Consider the following 18,043-nt stretch of genomic DNA (forward strand, 5'->3'; position numbering starts at 1 on the left):
TCTGCTCTCAAAACTCTTCTAGCTTGTCTTGGGGGGTTTCGCTCTCCTCAATAATCTTCTTTCCTGCGGCAACCATATCAATGCTGTGCACAACTCCACCAAACTCTTCTATTGTCCTTACAATCTCTTCATAGTCCAGATTGTCCCCAACGATGGTTATCTTTACGTTTTCCGTTTCTTTATCTATCTCCACGAGGGTAATATTAACACCATCTACCCCCTTCAGCTCACTCAACCCCAAAGCCAGTTCAGTAACCATGGGCTGGTGAGGTTTAAGCACATCTAACACGAGAAGTCTAATGCCTTTTGCCATTTTTTATCCCGTTTCCATTTGAATTTACTCCTTTTTAAGTATTTCTCCAAGCTTTCTCAAGAGCTCTATTGCCTCCTCATCCCTTCCAAGCTCTGCCATGGTGAGCCAGTCAATGGCGTGGATTATGTCCTCATCCGAGAATTCCTTAAGGGCGTCCTCTTTTTCCTCCATCTCTGCAGAGATTTTTGCTGTATAGGAATGTTCTTTCTCTAGGAGTCTGTCCATTATGTTCAAAAGCTCTTCCTCATCGAATTTATAGCCAAGGGCTTTGAAGATATCGAGCTTTGTCTTCAACCTTGACCTGGCTAGGTATCTGAGCTCGTCATCTCCGAGGTATAGATTTATGTAGAACGCGTCTGCAGTCCTTCCGTAGTATTTTTCCACCAAGTTCCCTTTCATTTCTGTTCTTTTTACCTCCACAAGGCCGGCTTCCTTTAGCTTCTCGATGTGGTGGTAGATTGTCTGCGGAGTTTTCCCGAGGATTTCGCTGAGCTGTGAAATGGTCATCTCCCTATTTCTAAGCAACTTCAATATCTGTCTTCTTGTATCCTCAAGCATTAGCTTTATCACTTCTGGGTCTGTGACTAGTTTAACCTTCTTTTTCATTGCCCTCACCAATTTTAACGTTTTAATAAGAATTTGAACGTTATAGAATATAACCTTTTCCCAAATCTGGAAAATTTTATAAATGTAAAATTCCCACATCAAACACCAGATATGGTCACTGTTGTGGGGGGAAAGGGCATGAATCTGGACTTCTTGTTCTATCCGAAAAGCGTTGCTGTTATTGGGGCATCAAACAAAGAGGGAAAAATTGGAAACGCTATAATGAAAAATCTCATAAACTTTGGTTTTAAGGGCAAGGTTTATCCGGTAAATGCTAGGGAAACCGAAGTCATGGGGCTTAAAGCGTATAAAAGCGTTTTAGAGATACCGGAAGAAGTTGATGTTGCAGTTATAGCGATTCCCGGGAAGTTTGTCCCTCAGGTGCTTGAGGAATGTGGTCAGAAAGGAGTAAAGGGGGCTGTTGTAATCTCTGCAGGCTTTAAAGAGGCTGGAAACGTAGAGCTTGAGGAGAAGCTCGTTGAAGTTGCGAGAAAATGGAACATAAGAGTCGTGGGACCCAACTGTTTGGGCATCACAAATATTGAAAACGGCTTCGACTGCACATTCAATCCACCGGAAAGGCAAGCAAGACCGGGATTTGGTGGAATAGCCTTTATGAGCCAGAGCGGTGCCTTTGGGGCTGCTATCCTCGACTGGGCTGCAAGACATGAAGTCGGTATGAGCAAATTCATAAGCCTCGGAAACATGGCAGACCTTGATGAGAGCGACTTCATGGAGTATTTGAAGGACGATGAGGCCACTAAGGTTATCACGGCATACCTTGAGGGAGTTAAAGATGGACGGAAGTTCTTTAGAGTTGCTAAAGAGACTACCAAAAAGAAGCCCGTAGTAATTCTTAAGAGCGGAAGGACTGAAGCTGGGGCTAAAGCTGCCGCCTCCCATACCGGCAGCTTGGCGGGCAGCTATGCCATTTATAAAGCCGCTTTTGAGCAGACAGGGGTTTTAGAAGCGAGAAGCATGAGACAGCTCTTTAACTATGCTAAGGTGCTGGCAATGCAGAAGCCAGCAGAAGGAGACAGGGTGGCAATAGTTACCAACGGTGGCGGAGCTGGAGTAATGATGAGCGATGGAATTCTTGAGGTAGGATTAAAAATGGCCGAGCTCAGTGAGGAGACCAAAGAGAAATTCGCCAGGGCGATAGAAGAAGGAAAGCTCCCGTACCACATGAGTTACAGGAATCCCATCGACATAATTGGAGACGCTCCCTCTAGCAGATATGAGATTGCTATGCGCTATGCTTTAGAGGATGAGAACGTTGATGTTTTGGTTGTTATAGCTCTCTTCCAGAGCCCGGCTTTAGATGAAGGCATCGTGGAAAAAGTGGGCGAAATGCAGAAGTACGGAAAGCCAATAGTTTTCATAGCTCCCGGTGGTGAATTCCCGGAGAGGATGGCGAGAAGAATAGAAAAGACAGGAGTACCGGTTTTTGAAACAGTCGAGGATGGGGTTGATGCGGTTTACGCTTTGGTCAAGTACGGGCGGTATCTTAGAGAGACGATTTAGGGTTGCCTTGGGGAAAACTTTATATTTTTATTTTCCACTTTTAGACCATGCACGGTGATTGCTTTTGGCTTTGGTGATGAAATCTGGATTCCTCTTTTGGTTAGTTTGATTTCTGGAGGTGTTCTGGATGGAATTTGAGGTAACTCCATGGGAAGTAAAGGGTGTAGTAGATTACGACAGGCTCATTACGGAGTTTGGAACGACGCCGCTCACCGAAGAGCTGCTTGAGAAGACCAAAGAGCTTACCAAAAGTGAGCTTCCGATATACTTTAGGAGGAGGTTTTTCTTCTCCCATAGAGACTATGACCTTGTACTCAAGGACTACGAAGAGGGTAGAGGCTTTTTCCTCTACACGGGGAGAGGCCCAAGTGGGCCGATGCACATCGGACACATAATCCCCTTCTTTGCAACAAAATGGCTTCAGGAGAATTTCGGAGTTAACCTGTACATTCAAATAACAGACGATGAGAAGTTCCTCTTCAAGCCCAATCTAACCTTTGAGGAGACTAAGAAGTGGGCGTATGAAAACATTCTCGACATCATTGCTGTAGGCTTTGACCCGGACAGAACCTTCATTTTCCAGGACAGCGAGTTTACAAAAATCTACGAGATGGCAATTCCGATAGCAAAAAAAGTTACCTACTCAATGGCAAGGGCAGTTTTTGGGTTTAACGACCAGAGCAAAATCGGAATGATATTCTATCCAGCAATTCAAGCTGCGCCTACTTTCTTTGAGAAAAGGCGCTCCCTTATTCCGGCAGCCATTGACCAAGACCCATATTGGAGAATACAGAGAGACTTTGCCGAAAGCCTGGGATATTACAAAGCAGCCGCTCTGCACTCAAAGTTCGTCCCCGGTTTGATGGATTTGGGAGGCAAAATGAGTGCCTCAAAGCCAGAAACTGCCATTTACCTCACAGACGACCCGGAGGAAGCAGGGAAGAAAATATGGAAGTATGCCCTAACCGGAGGAAGGGCTACGGCAAAAGAGCAGAGAGAACTTGGAGGAGAGCCAGATAAGTGCGTTGTGTTCAAATGGCTTGAGATATTCTTTGAGCCCGATGACAAGGCCTTACTTGAGAGGTATCATGCATGCAAGAATGGAGAAGTACTGTGCGGTGAGTGCAAGAGGTATCTGATAGAGAAGATCCAGAACTTTTTAAGAGAGCACCAGAAGAAGAGGGAAGAAGCCAAAAAGCTTGTTGAGAAGTTTAAGTACACCGGAGAGCTGGCTAGGGAGCAGTGGGAGAAGGCTATCCCTGAGCCTCTAAGAAAATAGTTTTTCTTATTTTTCAAAATTTTGTAAGCTTCTGTAATGGTTTATAAGCTCTGAGTTGCAATTTTAGTTGGTGATCACATGATTCGCCTGCCATTTAGAGACACGTTTTATGAAGTTAAGCCAAGCAAGATAATATGCCTTGGAAGGAACTACGCCGAGCACGCAAGAGAACTTGGGCATGAAATTCCCAAAGAACCGGTAATCTTCTTGAAGCCTCCTTCTGCCCTGATAGGGCCTGATCAAACGATAATCCTGCCGAGAAGGAGCAACCGTGTTGACCATGAGGTTGAGCTTGCCGTGATTATAGGAAAGAGGGGCAAGAACATCCCACGGGAGAAGGCCATGGACTACGTTCTGGGTTATACCATCTTAATGGATATAACCGCTAGAGACCTTCAAGCGGAAGCAAAGAAAAAGGGCCTTCCTTGGACTGTGGCGAAGGGTTTTGACACCTTTGCACCCATAGGGCCGAGAGTTGTTGATAAGAGGGAAATAAACGTTGACGACCTTGAAATCGGTCTCAAGGTTAACGGTGAAGTAAGGCAGCTCTCAAGGACGAGCAAGATGATATTCAAGATAGACGAGATAATAGAGTACGTTTCAGGCATAATGACCCTTGAGCCCGGAGACATTATAGCCACTGGAACTCCCGAAGGCGTTGGCCCTTTAAGGCACGGCGATGTTGTGGAGGCGTGGATAGAGGGGATTGGAATTTTAAGGGAGGAGGTGCTTGCTGAGCGCTCGATTCTCTGCTGATTTTCTTTATTTGACAACATAAAGGTGAACCATCAACCCACCGTGACCCACTAGGCGGTGGTGGATGACTGTAAATCCATTTTCTTCAAAGGCCCTCTCTATGGCCCCTTTCTCTGTGGTCAGAAAGACCCCTCTTTTCTCCAAAACTTTTGAAAGCTCAGCAAAGAACTTCATGTAGAGCTCTGGAATTAGGCTTTTCTTTCCTATTTTCAGCCCATAGGGGAGGTTGCTTATGGCAAAATCGACGCTCTCAACGTATTGAGAGAGCTTTGTGGCATCTCCGTGAATGAATTCAATCCTCTCCAGCACTCCAGCCGCTAGAGCGTTCATTTTTGCACCGGTTAAGTGTTTTTTGTATTTTTCAATGCCGATAATCCTTCCCTCGTAGTCCCGCAGGGCAAGCTCAATTAAGATTGTCCCGCTCCCGCACATTGGGTCTAAAACACTCCCACCGTCCAGCTCTGCGAGTTCTATCATTGCGTTGGCTATACTTGCCTTTAAATGGGCTGGGTGGTCGTAAACGCGCCAAGGCCTCTTGTGGAGCGAGCTGTCGCCGGTTGTGTCTATCCCTAGGAAGAAGACATCATTAATGACCTCTGCTCTGAAAATTACTGAGGGGTGGTCTAGGTTTACTTTTGGTGTCCCGATCTTTGAAAGCTTCTCGTATATAGCGCTCCCCACGGTTTTCGCAATATCTACACTTGTAAACTCGTGCTCTCCCTTTCTGAAGCTCCTGACTGCGAAGCTCTCACTTACCTTCACGTAATTTTCGATAGGGGTGTTGAGTACAAAATCGTAAATCTCCTGAAGGGCTTTTTCTTTTTCCGAGCTGTTAAGCCTCGTTGAGGAAATATGGAGGATAACCCTGTGCAAAAGCTTGGAATTTTCGTTCAAAAATGAGGCTATCTCAAACTCTCTCTTTTTCCTCTTTTCATCAAAATAATATGCCTCTTCAATCTCCGCTGCTATTCTCCCTTCAACTCCAAAGGGCTTCTCTTCCACTTTCCCATTTAAGCCGGCTTTTTCAGTAAGGGCTTCAACTTCTCTCTTCGCTAGGTCTTCAATCCCCTGCGAGGTTGTTAATATGAACTTCATTCCCCATCACTCCAGAATTGCTACTACGCCCTTCCACTTCCCCCCAAAGCACTCGCTTGCGATGACCTTTTTCTTTGTTATTTCCTCGAGGAATTTTATTGCAGAGTCGCACTTTTTAAATCCTGTTGCTATCCCCACTGTGAGCCCTTCAATCTCTCTAAATCCAACCCGCTTCTTGTTATCGGGGGTTAACTTCTCTCCATATCTCCAGAGTATCCTCCTTGGGTCTAAGAGGTGCTCTTTCTCGATTTCGTCGAGAATTTCTTCAAAATCCCGGATGAAAGACTCTTTTTTCTCTTCTTCTTTTCCAAAGAGGGTAAACCTTCCAGTCTGCCATTCTCTCAGCAAATAGCGGGCAGTCTCTTCCAGATTAACTTTGCCCCCTTTCTCCAGGAGCCCTTTCTTCCTGCCAATGGCTTCAAGAATCTGCTCCTCATTCTCAAACTCGTCTATGCCGTATTTTTCGGTAATTGCTTCTTTTCTGGTCTCCAAAACCCTTTTTATAAGCTTTAGTGCTGGTTTGACAGGATCTTCAATCTTGTCTGCCGGAAAGCCGCCCCTAATAACGAGTTCGTCAAAGTCATCAATTGGGACGACCCCCGGAGAATCAACTAACCATATCTTCTTTGAAAGTCTAATAAGCTGCTTTCCTTTTGTATACCCCGGTATCGGTGCTGTCCCCACAGCGTGCTTACCTTTTAGAACGTTTATTATTGTGCTCTTCCCAACGTTGGGATAGCCTACTAGGACAACTTTCACTTTTTCTTTGCCTTCTTCGAGGAGTTCTTTTGCAAGCTTCTTTATCTCCTTCCTTAGAATTCCTGTCCCAGCTCTCTCCCTTGCGCTGATGAACACTATTGGAATGTCCCTGTGTTTTCTTTTGTACTCTTCGGCCCACTCTTTGGGGACTAAATCGGCTTTGTTCATCACTATGAGAAGCTTCTTCCCTTCCTCTTGGACGAGGTGTTCTACTTTTAGGTTTCTCGTTCCAATAGGGTCTCTCGCATCAACTACCTCTACTATAATATCTCCCTCTTTAATCGCTTCTTTCACAATTCTCCACGCCTTTTTCTGCTTCATCTCTTATCACCGTTATCTCGAATATTACTGTCCCTCCATTTGTATATGGTGGTCCAGGATCGAGGCACTGAACATATGCCTTTTCTTCGTCACCCAACCCTATATCTTTGGGTTTAACACCTTTTCGCAGTGCTACTATATATGGGAGGAAAGACGCAAATGCATGAGTGCAGATGGCGTCTGTCTCTTTTAAGTTGACTTTTGGCCCTTCTATGACTATCTTATCGCCTACCCTAAATACAGGGCACTTCCCTTTAATCTCTACAACCGTTATTATTAGCTTTTCCACTTGTTACCACCAAAAGGTAAATAAGGAATAAAGCCTAAAATACTTAACTAGGAATTTTATATTGAGAATTAAATATTATCCGGTGGTGCTGACCGTGGCGGAAGATATTGAAGAAAAAATACGGCGCTTGAGAGAATTGGGTAGAGTTTCTGTTGAGGAAAAAGAAGAGAAAAAGGCCCCCACTCCTATTGCAGGGCCTTCTCCTCCCAGAAAGCCTTCGAGATTAGGAAGGCTCAGGGAAAAAGAAAGACGTAAGAGAATCATTATAGGTGCATCTATCATTGCTGTCATCATCATTGCTGTTGTTATTGGATTATATACCACATATCAAAATCGTGCTGCAGAGAAGCTTCAAGAGGCCAAACTTGCAAAGATTAAAGAAGTTAACCAGTATTTTACCGGGGAGCTTGAGAATGATCCTATGAAAGCCCAGCTGATAAATCAAATTAACCAGGCAAAAAGTATAGACGAGCTTGAAAAGATAAATGTCAAGGCAATAGCAGAGCAAAGAAAAGCTCAACTGGAACAAGAACGTCTTCAGAGGGAGTTCCAGCAGGCAAAAGCTACAAAACTGACGCAAATAGAGCAATCTTTTGAACTTCTTCTTTCTCAGCCGCTCCCAGAGGATATAAAGAGTGAGGCTGTTCAAGCTTATAACCAATTAAAGGAGAGAGTTAATTCCGCAAAAACAAAAGATGAAGTATCTTTAATTGACCCCAACCCGTACTTGCTCGAGCTATGGAGAAAATATTACTACTACCTCATAGATAACACACCTACACAAAAGGTTATCCTCAAGAAAGGAACAGAAAAAAGTGTATACACAAAAACAGAGGCAAAGTACATGCTCAGCAAAGTTACAGATTTCACCGAACTTCTCCAGTACACAATAGAGAAAGCTGAAATGGTGCAAGTTGCTTTGGTCTTACCAAGGGAGAACGTTAATGGTGCCTTCCTTTCCTCAGGAGACAAGATAAAGATCTTTGCCCAAATAAACTCCACAGTTATTAGGAAGATAGCAGATGAGGGATATGTAAATATGGTTCTCTTCCTGACTGATTCCGGTGTAATTGCAATATCCGAGTCACAGCAGGAAACTAAGAATATACAAACAACTTCGGATACATCATATTCGGATAGCTACTCTGAGAACTATGCTCCAGGAGACCAATCAATCTCTTACGAGCAGAGTACAGAGGAAAGCCATTCCGTAAGCCAATCAAGCTCACAGACGGTAAGTGCATCTTACACTTACAATGTGAAGCTAAACGAGATATTAAAGGCCATTGCGGCCAACAAGATTGCCGCAGCTGATGAAGTTAGGGAACAGCTCTCGAGATACAAGCTGAACTTGTTTGACCTTGAACAAAGCACTGGATTGCTGGCTACAGACCCCACTGCTAAAGTTTTGGTAATAGTTGAAGTCCCGGCAGAATTCGTTGAAGACCTCCTTAAGTATAGAAACGCCCTCTATGTAACAAAGATTACTGGGTGATTGGGATGGTAAGGAGGATACTTTCGCTTTTTTTCCTTATTTTGCTAGTTTCGGGGTTAGTTAATGCGCAAGAAAGTGTTAACGCATCCGCCACGGTTGATTTAAACGTTACCTTGGTTAATGCTGGCCCATTTTACAAATTCGTTTTAATAAATCCTGATTACGAATACACTCTGGTTAGAAAAGGTGGAGAGATTGGGATTGTAAACAACATGGGGTTCTGGATTGCCCCGTATGAAACGCTTCAGGTGAATGTGAGGATTAGTGAACCTTTATCTGCAGCTGCGGTAAGTGGAGTGGAAGGGCCAAACCTGTTTTATGACCCTATTTACCCCGAGCTTATTCTTTATCCTCAGAAGTACTATGCAGTTGACACATTCTTTATTTCAGACGGCTATGTGAAAGTGCTTAAATACAGCGGAACGGTCAAAGTAACAATAGAAAATCCCTCACCGGAAAATACAAAATATATTGCCATGGGACTGCCGGTGCTCTTTGAAGGGGCTGAAATTGGGGACTTTACTCCGGAGTACACAATGAAGTACAGTGAATATGTTAGCACTATTCTCTCCCAATACGCCCAATACGTTGGGGACTACATGCCAAAGTACTTGGACAGAGAGTCTGAGGATGGTTTGACTGATCTCTCGGAGCTTTCTTCCAGAATAGTTGTTTCTTCAGGAACTGGTTTACTTGCAGGTAGCAAAGAAGAACCCGAATTGGGGGAGATATCTAAAAAACCTGAGCTAAAATTTGACTATCCTATCTGGATAGTGGTTTTAGGAAATAAGTTTGAAATTACTTATAATGTTAAATGGAACAATCTTATGCGGGTGGGGGGCTTTGGAGGAGAAAAAGAAAAAACGTTCAGGATTGTCATGGATAGAGGAGATCTTAAGTGAAGAAGCGGTTCCGTTAGATAACCTCATAAAAAAAGGAGAGCAAACGGAAGAAAAGCCTGAGGTCAAGGAAGAGCTAGCTCCGATTACACCAGAAATTAAAACTCCTTCAAAACCTGTATTGACAGAGGATAGGGGTGGAACCAGCTTACAGGACATACTAAAGTCCACAAGGGGATCCCCAAGTGTTCCCATTCCCACTTATTCAGGGGAAGAGGCGGAAGTTCTTGATGTGTATGGAAATGTGAGAATCCTTAGAGTTAAGGGGGAGCCCATTCCAATCTATGAAATACGCCTTCCAAAATTAAGTGAAGAGGAAGAAAAGCTAGTAAAAATCGTCAGAGACAGGGCAATTGCAGAAATACAAATAGATCCTGAGAGCATTCCCGATCCGGAGGAGAGGAGAAGGATATTTGGAAGGGCTGTTAAAAACATAATGCGTGAACTTGCCCCCGCCCTTTCCGAGGCAAGAATGGAAGTTCTTGTAAATTTGGTCGTCCAGAACATGATAGGTTACGGAAAACTTGACCCCCTTGTTAGAGATGATAACCTGGAAGAAGTCATGGTAATAGGAACGAGAAAACCCGTATATGTGTGGCACAGAAAGTTCTACATGTGTAAAACTAACGTTGTTTTTGAGGATGAGAGGGAAATACTAAACATCATTGAGCGTATAGCAAGGCAAGTAGGGAGAAGAATTGATCAGCAAGCTCCGCTTTTAGATGCCCGTTTGCCCGACGGAAGTAGAGTAAATGCGACCATTAGGCCGGTTAGTTTAGACGGGCCTACGTTGACCATAAGAAAATTCAAAAAAGACCCCCTTACGATAATTTATCTCCTGAAGTACGGCACATTTAACTTGGAAGTTGCGTCTCTGCTTTGGATTTTTATTGATGGTCTTGGAGTGAAGCCCGCAAACGTCCTCGTTGCCGGAGGTACCGGTTCGGGTAAGACTACTACTCTTAACTCACTGGCAATGTTCATTCCCCCCAGTGAGCGTGTCATAAGTATTGAAGATACAGCAGAACTTCAACTACCAATTGAACACTGGGTAAGGCTCGAAACAAGGCCTCCGAACATAGAAGGAAGGGGAGAAATAACCATGGATGATCTCGTCAAGAACACTTTGAGAATGCGTCCGGACAGGATTATCGTAGGTGAGGTCAGAGGACCAGAGGCAAGAACAATGTTCACGGCAATGAACACGGGTCATAATGGTGCCCTTTATGACTTTTCCGTTATTCAGCTCTCTGACAGTAGGTTTGTCCTTATTGGGGATTTGGTGGAAGAGCTTTTCAAAAAATACTCAGACAGAATTGAGAGATACAAGGATCTTGAGTATATAGTCCTTGAGGAAAAGGATCGCTTCGAAGTTGTTAGTGTTGGAGCTGACCTTAAAGCGGGCAAGCACGTAGTTTCAAGAGTATGGAGGAGGAAAGTAAGGGAAGGAGAGAAGCTAATGCGCATACGAACAAGGACTGGTAATGAGGTTATTCTGACCAAGACCCATCCCTTCTTTGTGTTCTCTAACGGGGATGTCGTGAGAAAAGAAGCTGGAAAGATTAGTGTTGGAGATAGGGTTGCTGTAATGATGCGCCCACCCAAGCCGCCCCAGCGTAAAGCCCTTGTGGATCCAAACATTTACGTAGGAATAAGTGATTACTACCTTGTTCCTAATGGAAATGGAATGGTAAAGGTTCCAAACAATGGACTTCCGCCAGAAAATGCCGAATATCTGCTCTCTATTAACTCAAATCCTGTGAAATTGGTTAGGGAAGTGGACGGCGATCTTGCCTATATTGCTGGAGTACTCCTCGGCGACGGTTATATAGCTTCCAATGGCTACCACCTCTCAGCCACTTTTGATGATGAAGGATATAGGAATGCCTTTGTAAATGCTATCTCGAAGTTTCTGCCGGAGTATTCTCCGCAGACAAAGATCAGTGGAAAGTGTACTGTTGTAACAGTTGGTTCCAAAATCTTTGCTGAGATGCTCTTGAGGATATTCGGCATACCTAAGGGCAAGAAGTCTGAAGTCTGGGATGTTCCGGATGTTGTTCTTTCTCATGACGACCTTGTAAGGTACTTCATAGCTGGAGTGTTTGATGCTGATGGATATGTGGATGAGAGCGGACCTTCTATTATTCTAACAACAAAGAGTGAAAATGCGGCAAGAAAGATATGGTATGCACTTCAGAGACTTGGAATAATAAGCACGGTCTCCCGTGTGAAGAACAGAGGCTTCAAGAAGGGAGAAATTTTCAGAATAACTATAAGCGGGGTTGAGGATCTCAGGAAGTTCAAGAGCCTTATACCGCTCCATCATTCGAAGAAGGTTGCCAAACTTGAAGAGATTCTGAAGACTAAGAGGGCTTATCGTGGAAGGAGAACCTACCGCGTTCCAATCTCCGGGGAAATGATAAGACCCCTACGTTTGAGGCTGAACCTTACCGTGGCTGAGCTGTCAAAACTAGCCTCTCACTATGCAGGAGAAAAAGTTTCCGAGAGTCTCATCAGACATATTGAGAAAAACAGATCAAACGAGATAAGGCGGTCTGCACTCAGAGGCATTGCCCTTGCTCTTCAGCAGGTTGCCAAGGATGCTGGTGACGAAGACGCTTGGGTAATGGCAAAAAGACTCCAGCTGATTGCCGAGGGGGACGTTTACTGGGATGAGGTTATAAGTGTTGAAGAAGTTGATCCTAAGGAGCTGGGAATTGAGTACCTCTATGATCTTACAGTGGAAGAGGATCACAACTATGTTGCCAATGGAATACTGGTGTCAAACTGTATGGGCACGATTCACTCCAATTCGGCCAGAGAAACAATCGTAAGGCTTGAGAGCCCGCCAATGAGTGTTCCAAGAATCATGATTCCTGCTTTGGATGTCATCATAATGCAGGTGAGGTTCAACAACAGAAAGAAAGGAACGATAAGAAGGATTACAGAGATAGCGGAAGTTTCCGGAATAGAAGGAGAAAGCGTTCAGCTGAACACCATCTATAAGTACAATCCGGCAAAAGACGAGCTCTATCCAACTGGAGTGCCAAGTAGGTTCCTGAACCAGCTTGCAGAGCATACTGGTTTAACAATGGAGGAACTCCTAGAAGAGAGGCTGAAGAGGGAAGTTGTCCTCCAGTGGATGGTAGAGAAAGGAATAAGGAGCATAGAAGAAGTTGGCCATTACATTAGGGAATTTTACATTGATCAAGAATCGTTGCTGAGAAAGATAGAGAATGACGCTTCAGTTGAACTGACTGAAAAAGTTAGAACGGTCGTCTAGGTGAGAGGACTTGGGAATAAAAGAAAAAATCCTTGGATTCTTTGAAAGGTTGGGTAAAAAAACTATAGAAGTTAGCGAACGCCCTATTTCGAGAATTCCTAGAACATTGACTCTTCAGGAGAGACTTCAGCTTCTGAAAAAACTTCAGGAAGAGGTCTCCCAAGAGAGGGAAGAACGGTTTGAGAAAGAGCTTGAAGAGATTGTTGAATGGAGAAAAAAAGAGCTGGGGAAATCTTTCACTCATAGATTCTCGGAATTCATGCTTAGGCACTTTAAGGGCCCGGTTGAGTCATTTACCAGGTCTATAAAGGGACTTGACTATGATCTCCTGAGGGCAAACATTAAAATGAGTAAAGAGCAGTTCGTTGCGTTGATGTTGGGTGTTTCCATTTTCACGGCAATTTTTGCTTTTTTGGTTGGCATTCTTCTTTATATGCCTATTGATATCTCTCTGATGCTGGGGATACTGGGTTTTGTTGGTGGATTCCTGTATATGAGAAACTACCCCAAAATAGTATGGCGGAGAAGGGTTGTAGAGGTAGAAAAAGCTCTTCCCTATGTTTTGAGACACATGGCATCGCTCTTAAGTGCCGGTGTTGGCATAGCTGAGGCAATGGTGTCAGTTGCCAATGCCGATTATGGTCCAATCTCTGAGGAATTTGAGCTTATGATAAGAGAGATGCATGGTGGCACGTCGTTTGAGGATGCACTGACCAGGTTTGAGGAAAAGATGTCCTCTGAAAGCGTTAGCAGAGTCGTGAAGCAGATCCTTAGGGCCACAAAATTTGGTGGAAACCTGGCGGATACTCTTTACAAACTTGCTGAGGACTTTTCCTTTGAATACCGGATGAAGCTCGTGGAATACATCCAAAAAGTAAACGGTGTCGCCTTTGTCTATATGTTCATAACCATAATAATGCCCACGTTATTCGTTGTGGCTATACTGGCTGCTTCTTTAATGAATAGGGGGCTAGCGATGCCTGTTGAGGGATTGGCAGTCATTCTGCTGTTTGGATTTCCGGCTATTTCAACACTAGTCGTATTTATGATAAAACGTAGTGAGCCGAGGTGATTAAATTTGGCCGAAATTAAATTCCTCCGACCTCTTGCGAAGGCCCTTGAAAAAGTACTTCCCCAGAGGTGGGTTAGAAGATATGAGCTCTTTTTGTATTCAGCGGGAATATCATTTTTGGCGCTTGAATTTTTGCTGGTATCTTTACTACTGGCATCCGTTGTAGGGGTAATAGTTTTCATTCTGTCTCCAGTCAAGATCTACGCAATTCCACTATCTCTTGCGGTGTTTTTGGGAATTGCGTATGTTTATCCATACTACCTCCTATCCAAGAAGATAGAAGACATGGAAAAAAATCTTCCCGATGCGTTCTTCTACATTGCAAGCTCTTTGAGAGCAGGTGTTTCTTTCTCAGAGGCTTTAGAGGAAGCTTCAACTGCGAGGTTTGGGGCATTGACGGAAGAATTCAAGAGAACCGTGCAGGAGATAAAGAAGGGCAGATCAACAATAGAAGCTCTAAAAGCTTTTGCAATAAGAAATAGGAAATCTTCGATAATTTACCGCTCTACGATGATTATCTTGGAGGCTTATGAAAGAGGAGCCCCAATGGCGGATGTGCTTGTGGCAGTTGCCAACGACGTCCGTGAAATACTGAGAATAAAAAAGGAGAGGAAAGCTTCGACTGGAATGCAGGCAATGTTCTTTATAATTGCAAGTGGGTTCATAGGGCCAGCTATCCTAGGAATTGTTTCCCAAATTATGAATAGCATGAGTTCTCCCGAAATGGGGTTTACTCTGCCCTTAGAAGCGATAGGAAATATTTCCCTTGCGTTCGTGGCAATACAGGCCATAGTTTCAGGCTTGGGGATTGGAATAATAAGAGAAGGGAAGTTCTCCGCAGGCTTCAAATACAGCGCAATGCTGGCTATACTTGGAGAGATAATATTCCTTGTGGCTACCAGGGTTCAGATATCAGGCTTCATGTGATTCTGGCTTTGCCTTTTCTATATCCACTATTTCCACTTCAAATATTACTGTTTTCCCTGCCAATGGGTGGTTGAAGTCTAAAGTAACGCTTTCTTCTGTAATTGCTGTTATCCTTGCTATTCCGCTGTCGGTCATTATGTATGCTCCCTCGGTGGGTTCTATGCCGGCCTTTTCAAACTCACTTTTTGGAACGTCAACTATCAAGTCTTCCCTCGGCATTCCGTAACCCTTTTCGGGAGGGACCACTATAGTTTTCTTCTCTCCAACTCCCATCCCTACAAGGGCTTCATCCATTCCGGGGATAAGTTCGCCAACACCTACATTAGCACCCAGAGGCCCATATGTCCTGTCTTCCACATAAATGCCAGCTTCTTTAGCGATATCCTCATAAGTTGTATCGAATATCTCCCCGTTTTCAAACTTCCCAACGTAGTTAAAAACCACGAAATCTCCTTTTTCAACTTTCATTTTTTCACCAACCAAATTTCTTCGAGCTTAACTCCTCCGCGGCCTTTATAACATTTTTGGTCAGCATTATACAAGTTTGTGACAAAGTATATATACCTCTTTGGTCAAAAAATTAATGGGTGATTTTATATGGGGGAGTTCGCAGAGATGCTTAAAAGGGAATTTGGTGGGTTGGAAGTAAAAGAAATATACTCAACGAAGCTGGGAGAGAGAAATATTGAAATACTTGAAGTTGAAGCAGGGGGTTCGAAGTTTCTTGTAATGTTTCAAGCTGAACCCAAGAAACACGACCTCCACAGGTGGTCACTCATAATAACAAGTGCAAACAATACAAGAACAATTCAAGGGATGGACACGCTGGATACGTTAAAAATGAGAATCAAAGAAAACGTAAGGGCGATAATTGAGGGCCTGTAGCTATTCCTCGGGGAGGATGTAGTAGATATAATGGGGCCTGTTTGTGAACTCGTCGATGTAAACCACTACCCCGTTCTTTGGGGGCTTTAGGTAGTGCACTTCTCCATTTTTTGTCGTTACTGCGGCAAACGCATCGCTTTTCCTAACCCTGTTCCCCACTCCAGCTATTATTGTGGAAACAAATCCCTCCACTGGAAGCAACATTAGCTCGTCTCCTTTATACAGCCTTATCTCTGTTCTCCTGTCCGGGAGAATTATTCTCGCATCACAGAGCATTTTATGTTCGTATTTATCCACATAGAAGTGAAACCTATCGTAGACTTCTTTTCGCAAAAATTTCGCTTTTTTAACGTCTATAAACTCCGGGAGCTTTTGTCCCTTTTGTATTCTAGCCTCTATGTTATCTTGGATGACTATGCAGTCAACTTTTGCAGTATCCCCTTCAAAGCACTCTTCAAAGTCTGCCTCAACGAATAATTGTGGAAGCTTTTCCATATTCTCACCCAGTTTTTTCCAAGTTGTACGACTTTTTAAACCTATCTTTACATAATTCTACGCGATGGTTACATTATGGGGTACGGGCTGCCGGCAATATGCCTGCTATGCATTCTCAAAAAATAGTTATGAACGATTAGATGCTCCAGCTTCCCTTTTTCTTAAGCACTTCTCTTGCCCTCACCAGCCCCTGCCTTACGCACTCTTCGAGGTCTTTTCCCTCTGCGTAATAAGCCAGAAACCCTCCGGCAAAAGCGTCTCCCGCTCCGGTAGGGTCTACAATTTCCTCTACTGGAAGAGCATTGAACTTTTTGAAATCTCTCCCGTCATAAAGCAGAACTCCCTTCTCTCCCAGGGTTACCACGACAATTTTGGCTCCCCATTCATGAAGCGTTTCAGCGGCTTTTGTGACTTCAGTCTCTCCTGTTATCGTCATCGCCTCCCTCTCGTTTGGGAAGACCACCTCGACTCTTGACACTATTTCCTTCATGAGCCCTCTTTTCGTTCTGTATTCTTCCATGTAGGTTGGATTAAAATCCACGGTGATTCTTTTGCCCTCTAGCCGGTTTATTGCTTTTAACTGTTCCTCTGGAGGTATTGGTGAGATGTGGAATATTTTAGCGCTGAGGTAATCTTCTGGGATCTCTGTTTCGCCCATAGCCTTGGCAACGCCCATCTCAACCGGCGCGTCCACGCTCCCGTCTTCGTGGTAGATCATGTAGATGTGCATTGTTTTTCCTTCGAGGACGTGAACTCCCCGGATGTCGAGGATTCTTTTGAGGCTTTCCAGCCACTCCTTGGGAAAGTCCTTGCCTACCTTTGTTACCAGTCCCACCTTTGCTCCGCTTAAAGCGGCGGAAGTCGCTACCGCTGCCGCCGCTCCCCCGGGAATGATTACCTCTCTCTTGTCTGGAAAGATTATGTGGTCAATCGCTACATGTCCCAAAACTACCAGATCCATAGCAAGCCCTCTCTGGGCTAATCAGGTAGGGTTTATTAAAGTTCCCGATTTCATTTTAATAAGTATGAGTTGTATAAAAATTACGAAAAAGATTAAAAACAAAGAAGCGCAATCGATACCATGCGCAGGTTAAAAGACCTTGGACAGAATGAACTTGAGGAGCTTGTTAATTATGTTAGGGAGTTGAGAGGTTCTGGCAAGGGTTATTCTGAAATAACAAGAATAGTATTCGCGGAAAAGGGCATAACAGTTTCCAGAGCAACGGTTTTGAGATGGTGCAAAGGAAAGCATGAGCCGTTTAATAAGATCAAGCTCGTTAAGTTGGAACCCTCTCCCCATTTATCTTACGTCATTGGGGTGTACTTTGGAGATGGGAGCATTGGTTTGAGTGAGCATAAATATCGGATTCGGCTAAAGGTTGTTGATAGGGAATTTGCTGAAGCATTTGCCAGAGCCCTCGAAGATATAGGGGCTAACGCAAGAGTTTACGTGGAAAGCGACGGGAGGAGAGACAGGTTCGTTGCCGAAGCTACTAGCAAGTTCCTTTATATGTTTTTGAAACAGCCGAAAGAGGCTTTGTTTGAGGTTGCAAAGGAATATCCCAGAGAGTTTCTCCGAGGGTTCTTTGACAGTGAAGGATGCTTCAATTTCAATAAAAATGAAAGACAGGGGTTTGTTAGTGCTTCAAATTACAACAGAGAAGTTCTAACTTTTTGTCAAAAAGCTTTAGAAAGCTTGGGAATAAGTAGCAAGATAGTTTTAACAAAAAGAAAAGGCACCACAGTAAAGATCTGGGGAAAAGAGTACCAATACTCCTCAGACCTCTATGAAATAAGGATTTACAGGAAGGACGACCTTTCAAAATTTTACAGACTAATAGGATTCACAATATCGAGGAAACAAAAACTCCTTGAAGAATATCTAGGCATTCACAAAAAATGATGCTCAAAAACATACACCAATGTACAAAAATGGCGAATAGCGGGGCGAGGATTTGAACCTCGGACCTCCGGGTTATGAGCCCGGCGGGCACTCCTAGCTGCCCCACCCCGCTGCATGACCCGATACCTATTAATAGGAAGTC

General features: G+C 44.0%; 18 protein-coding genes and 1 tRNA gene. 10 read left to right on the forward strand and 9 right to left on the reverse strand.

The window, feature by feature from the left end:
- Positions 1–7: 7 nt before the first annotated feature.
- Together H5T41_09235 and H5T41_09240 are read right to left on the reverse strand one after the other, a co-directional pair.
- Complete coding sequence (locus tag H5T41_09235) at positions 8–313, reverse strand: DUF211 domain-containing protein (GenBank protein ID MBC7108945.1); 306 nt, start codon at positions 311–313, stop codon at positions 8–10.
- Positions 314–337: 24 nt separating this feature from the next.
- Positions 338–919: an ArsR family transcriptional regulator gene (locus tag H5T41_09240; GenBank protein MBC7108946.1), complete on the reverse strand. Its 582-nt coding sequence runs from the start codon at positions 917–919 to the stop codon at positions 338–340.
- A 138-nt stretch (positions 920–1,057) separates the two neighbouring features.
- Between H5T41_09240 and H5T41_09245 the strand changes: the two genes are divergently transcribed.
- The 3 genes from H5T41_09245 to H5T41_09255 all read left to right on the forward strand — a co-directional run bounded on the left by H5T41_09245 (position 1,058) and on the right by H5T41_09255 (position 4,478).
- On the forward strand, positions 1,058–2,443 hold the full coding sequence (locus H5T41_09245; GenBank protein MBC7108947.1) for a CoA-binding protein: 1,386 nt from the start codon (positions 1,058–1,060) through the stop codon (positions 2,441–2,443).
- A 127-nt stretch (positions 2,444–2,570) separates the two neighbouring features.
- Positions 2,571–3,722, forward strand: coding sequence for a tryptophan--tRNA ligase (locus H5T41_09250; protein MBC7108948.1), 1,152 nt, complete (start codon positions 2,571–2,573; stop codon positions 3,720–3,722).
- A gap of 78 nt (positions 3,723–3,800) precedes the next feature.
- Entirely contained in the window at positions 3,801–4,478 is a 678-nt protein-coding gene (locus H5T41_09255) for a fumarylacetoacetate hydrolase family protein (protein MBC7108949.1), read from the forward strand.
- 6 nt (positions 4,479–4,484) lie between these two features.
- Here the strand turns inward: H5T41_09255 and H5T41_09260 are convergent, their stop codons facing one another.
- From H5T41_09260 to H5T41_09270, 3 genes are read right to left on the reverse strand one after another with little or no spacing between them, the layout of a single operon-like run.
- A complete protein-coding gene (locus tag H5T41_09260; protein ID MBC7108950.1) occupies positions 4,485–5,573 on the reverse strand; it encodes a class I SAM-dependent RNA methyltransferase in 1,089 nt (362 codons plus the stop codon).
- A gap of 6 nt (positions 5,574–5,579) precedes the next feature.
- Positions 5,580–6,653, reverse strand: coding sequence for a 50S ribosome-binding GTPase (locus tag H5T41_09265; GenBank protein ID MBC7108951.1), 1,074 nt, complete (start codon positions 6,651–6,653; stop codon positions 5,580–5,582).
- Complete coding sequence (locus H5T41_09270; GenBank protein MBC7108952.1) at positions 6,610–6,942, reverse strand: TIGR04076 family protein; 333 nt, start codon at positions 6,940–6,942, stop codon at positions 6,610–6,612. The genes H5T41_09265 and H5T41_09270 overlap by 44 nt, the downstream gene beginning before the upstream one ends.
- A gap of 94 nt (positions 6,943–7,036) precedes the next feature.
- Here H5T41_09270 and H5T41_09275 point away from each other — a divergent pair, with 94 nt between their 5' ends.
- Genes H5T41_09275 through H5T41_09295 form a run of 5 tightly spaced genes read left to right on the forward strand, consistent with a single transcriptional unit; the run spans position 7,037 to position 14,618 of the window.
- Positions 7,037–8,437 carry a DUF515 domain-containing protein gene (locus tag H5T41_09275; protein MBC7108953.1) on the forward strand — a complete coding sequence of 467 codons (1,401 nt, stop codon included), beginning with the start codon at positions 7,037–7,039 and terminating at the stop codon, positions 8,435–8,437.
- Between the two features lie 5 nt (positions 8,438–8,442).
- Positions 8,443–9,339, forward strand: coding sequence for a hypothetical protein (locus H5T41_09280; protein MBC7108954.1), 897 nt, complete (start codon positions 8,443–8,445; stop codon positions 9,337–9,339).
- Positions 9,281–12,619: a Flp pilus assembly complex ATPase component TadA gene (gene tadA / locus H5T41_09285; protein ID MBC7108955.1), complete on the forward strand. Its 3,339-nt coding sequence runs from the start codon at positions 9,281–9,283 to the stop codon at positions 12,617–12,619. The genes H5T41_09280 and tadA overlap by 59 nt, the downstream gene beginning before the upstream one ends.
- A 10-nt stretch (positions 12,620–12,629) precedes the next feature.
- Positions 12,630–13,691, forward strand: a complete 1,062-nt coding sequence (locus H5T41_09290) for a type II secretion system F family protein (GenBank protein MBC7108956.1) — start codon at positions 12,630–12,632, stop codon at positions 13,689–13,691.
- Positions 13,692–13,697: 6 nt separating this feature from the next.
- Positions 13,698–14,618 (forward strand): type II secretion system F family protein, encoded by a 921-nt coding sequence (locus tag H5T41_09295; GenBank protein ID MBC7108957.1) that lies wholly within the window; start codon positions 13,698–13,700, stop codon positions 14,616–14,618.
- Here the strand turns inward: H5T41_09295 and H5T41_09300 are convergent.
- On the reverse strand, positions 14,604–15,086 hold the full coding sequence (locus H5T41_09300; GenBank protein ID MBC7108958.1) for a peptidylprolyl isomerase: 483 nt from the start codon (positions 15,084–15,086) through the stop codon (positions 14,604–14,606). The genes H5T41_09295 and H5T41_09300 overlap by 15 nt on opposite strands.
- 129 nt (positions 15,087–15,215) lie before the next feature.
- Between H5T41_09300 and H5T41_09305 the strand changes: the two genes are divergently transcribed.
- Positions 15,216–15,503 carry a hypothetical protein gene (locus tag H5T41_09305; GenBank protein ID MBC7108959.1) on the forward strand — a complete coding sequence of 96 codons (288 nt, stop codon included), beginning with the start codon at positions 15,216–15,218 and terminating at the stop codon, positions 15,501–15,503.
- Here the strand turns inward: H5T41_09305 and H5T41_09310 are convergent, their stop codons facing one another.
- Positions 15,504–15,998 (reverse strand): DUF2118 domain-containing protein, encoded by a 495-nt coding sequence (locus tag H5T41_09310; GenBank protein ID MBC7108960.1) that lies wholly within the window; start codon positions 15,996–15,998, stop codon positions 15,504–15,506.
- Between the two features lie 136 nt (positions 15,999–16,134).
- Complete coding sequence (locus tag H5T41_09315; protein MBC7108961.1) at positions 16,135–16,959, reverse strand: carbohydrate kinase family protein; 825 nt, start codon at positions 16,957–16,959, stop codon at positions 16,135–16,137.
- Between the two features lie 120 nt (positions 16,960–17,079).
- Here H5T41_09315 and H5T41_09320 point away from each other — a divergent pair, with 120 nt between their 5' ends.
- Positions 17,080–17,901 (forward strand): DNA endonuclease, encoded by an 822-nt coding sequence (locus H5T41_09320; GenBank protein ID MBC7108962.1) that lies wholly within the window; start codon positions 17,080–17,082, stop codon positions 17,899–17,901.
- Positions 17,902–17,938: 37 nt separating this feature from the next.
- Here H5T41_09320 and H5T41_09325 read toward each other — a convergent pair.
- Positions 17,939–18,013: transfer RNA gene (locus H5T41_09325), tRNA-Met, on the reverse strand.
- Positions 18,014–18,043 lie beyond the last annotated feature (30 nt).

The organism is Methanomassiliicoccales archaeon (genome assembly GCA_014361295.1).
GTDB lineage: Archaea > Thermoplasmatota > Thermoplasmata > Methanomassiliicoccales > JACIVX01 > JACIVX01.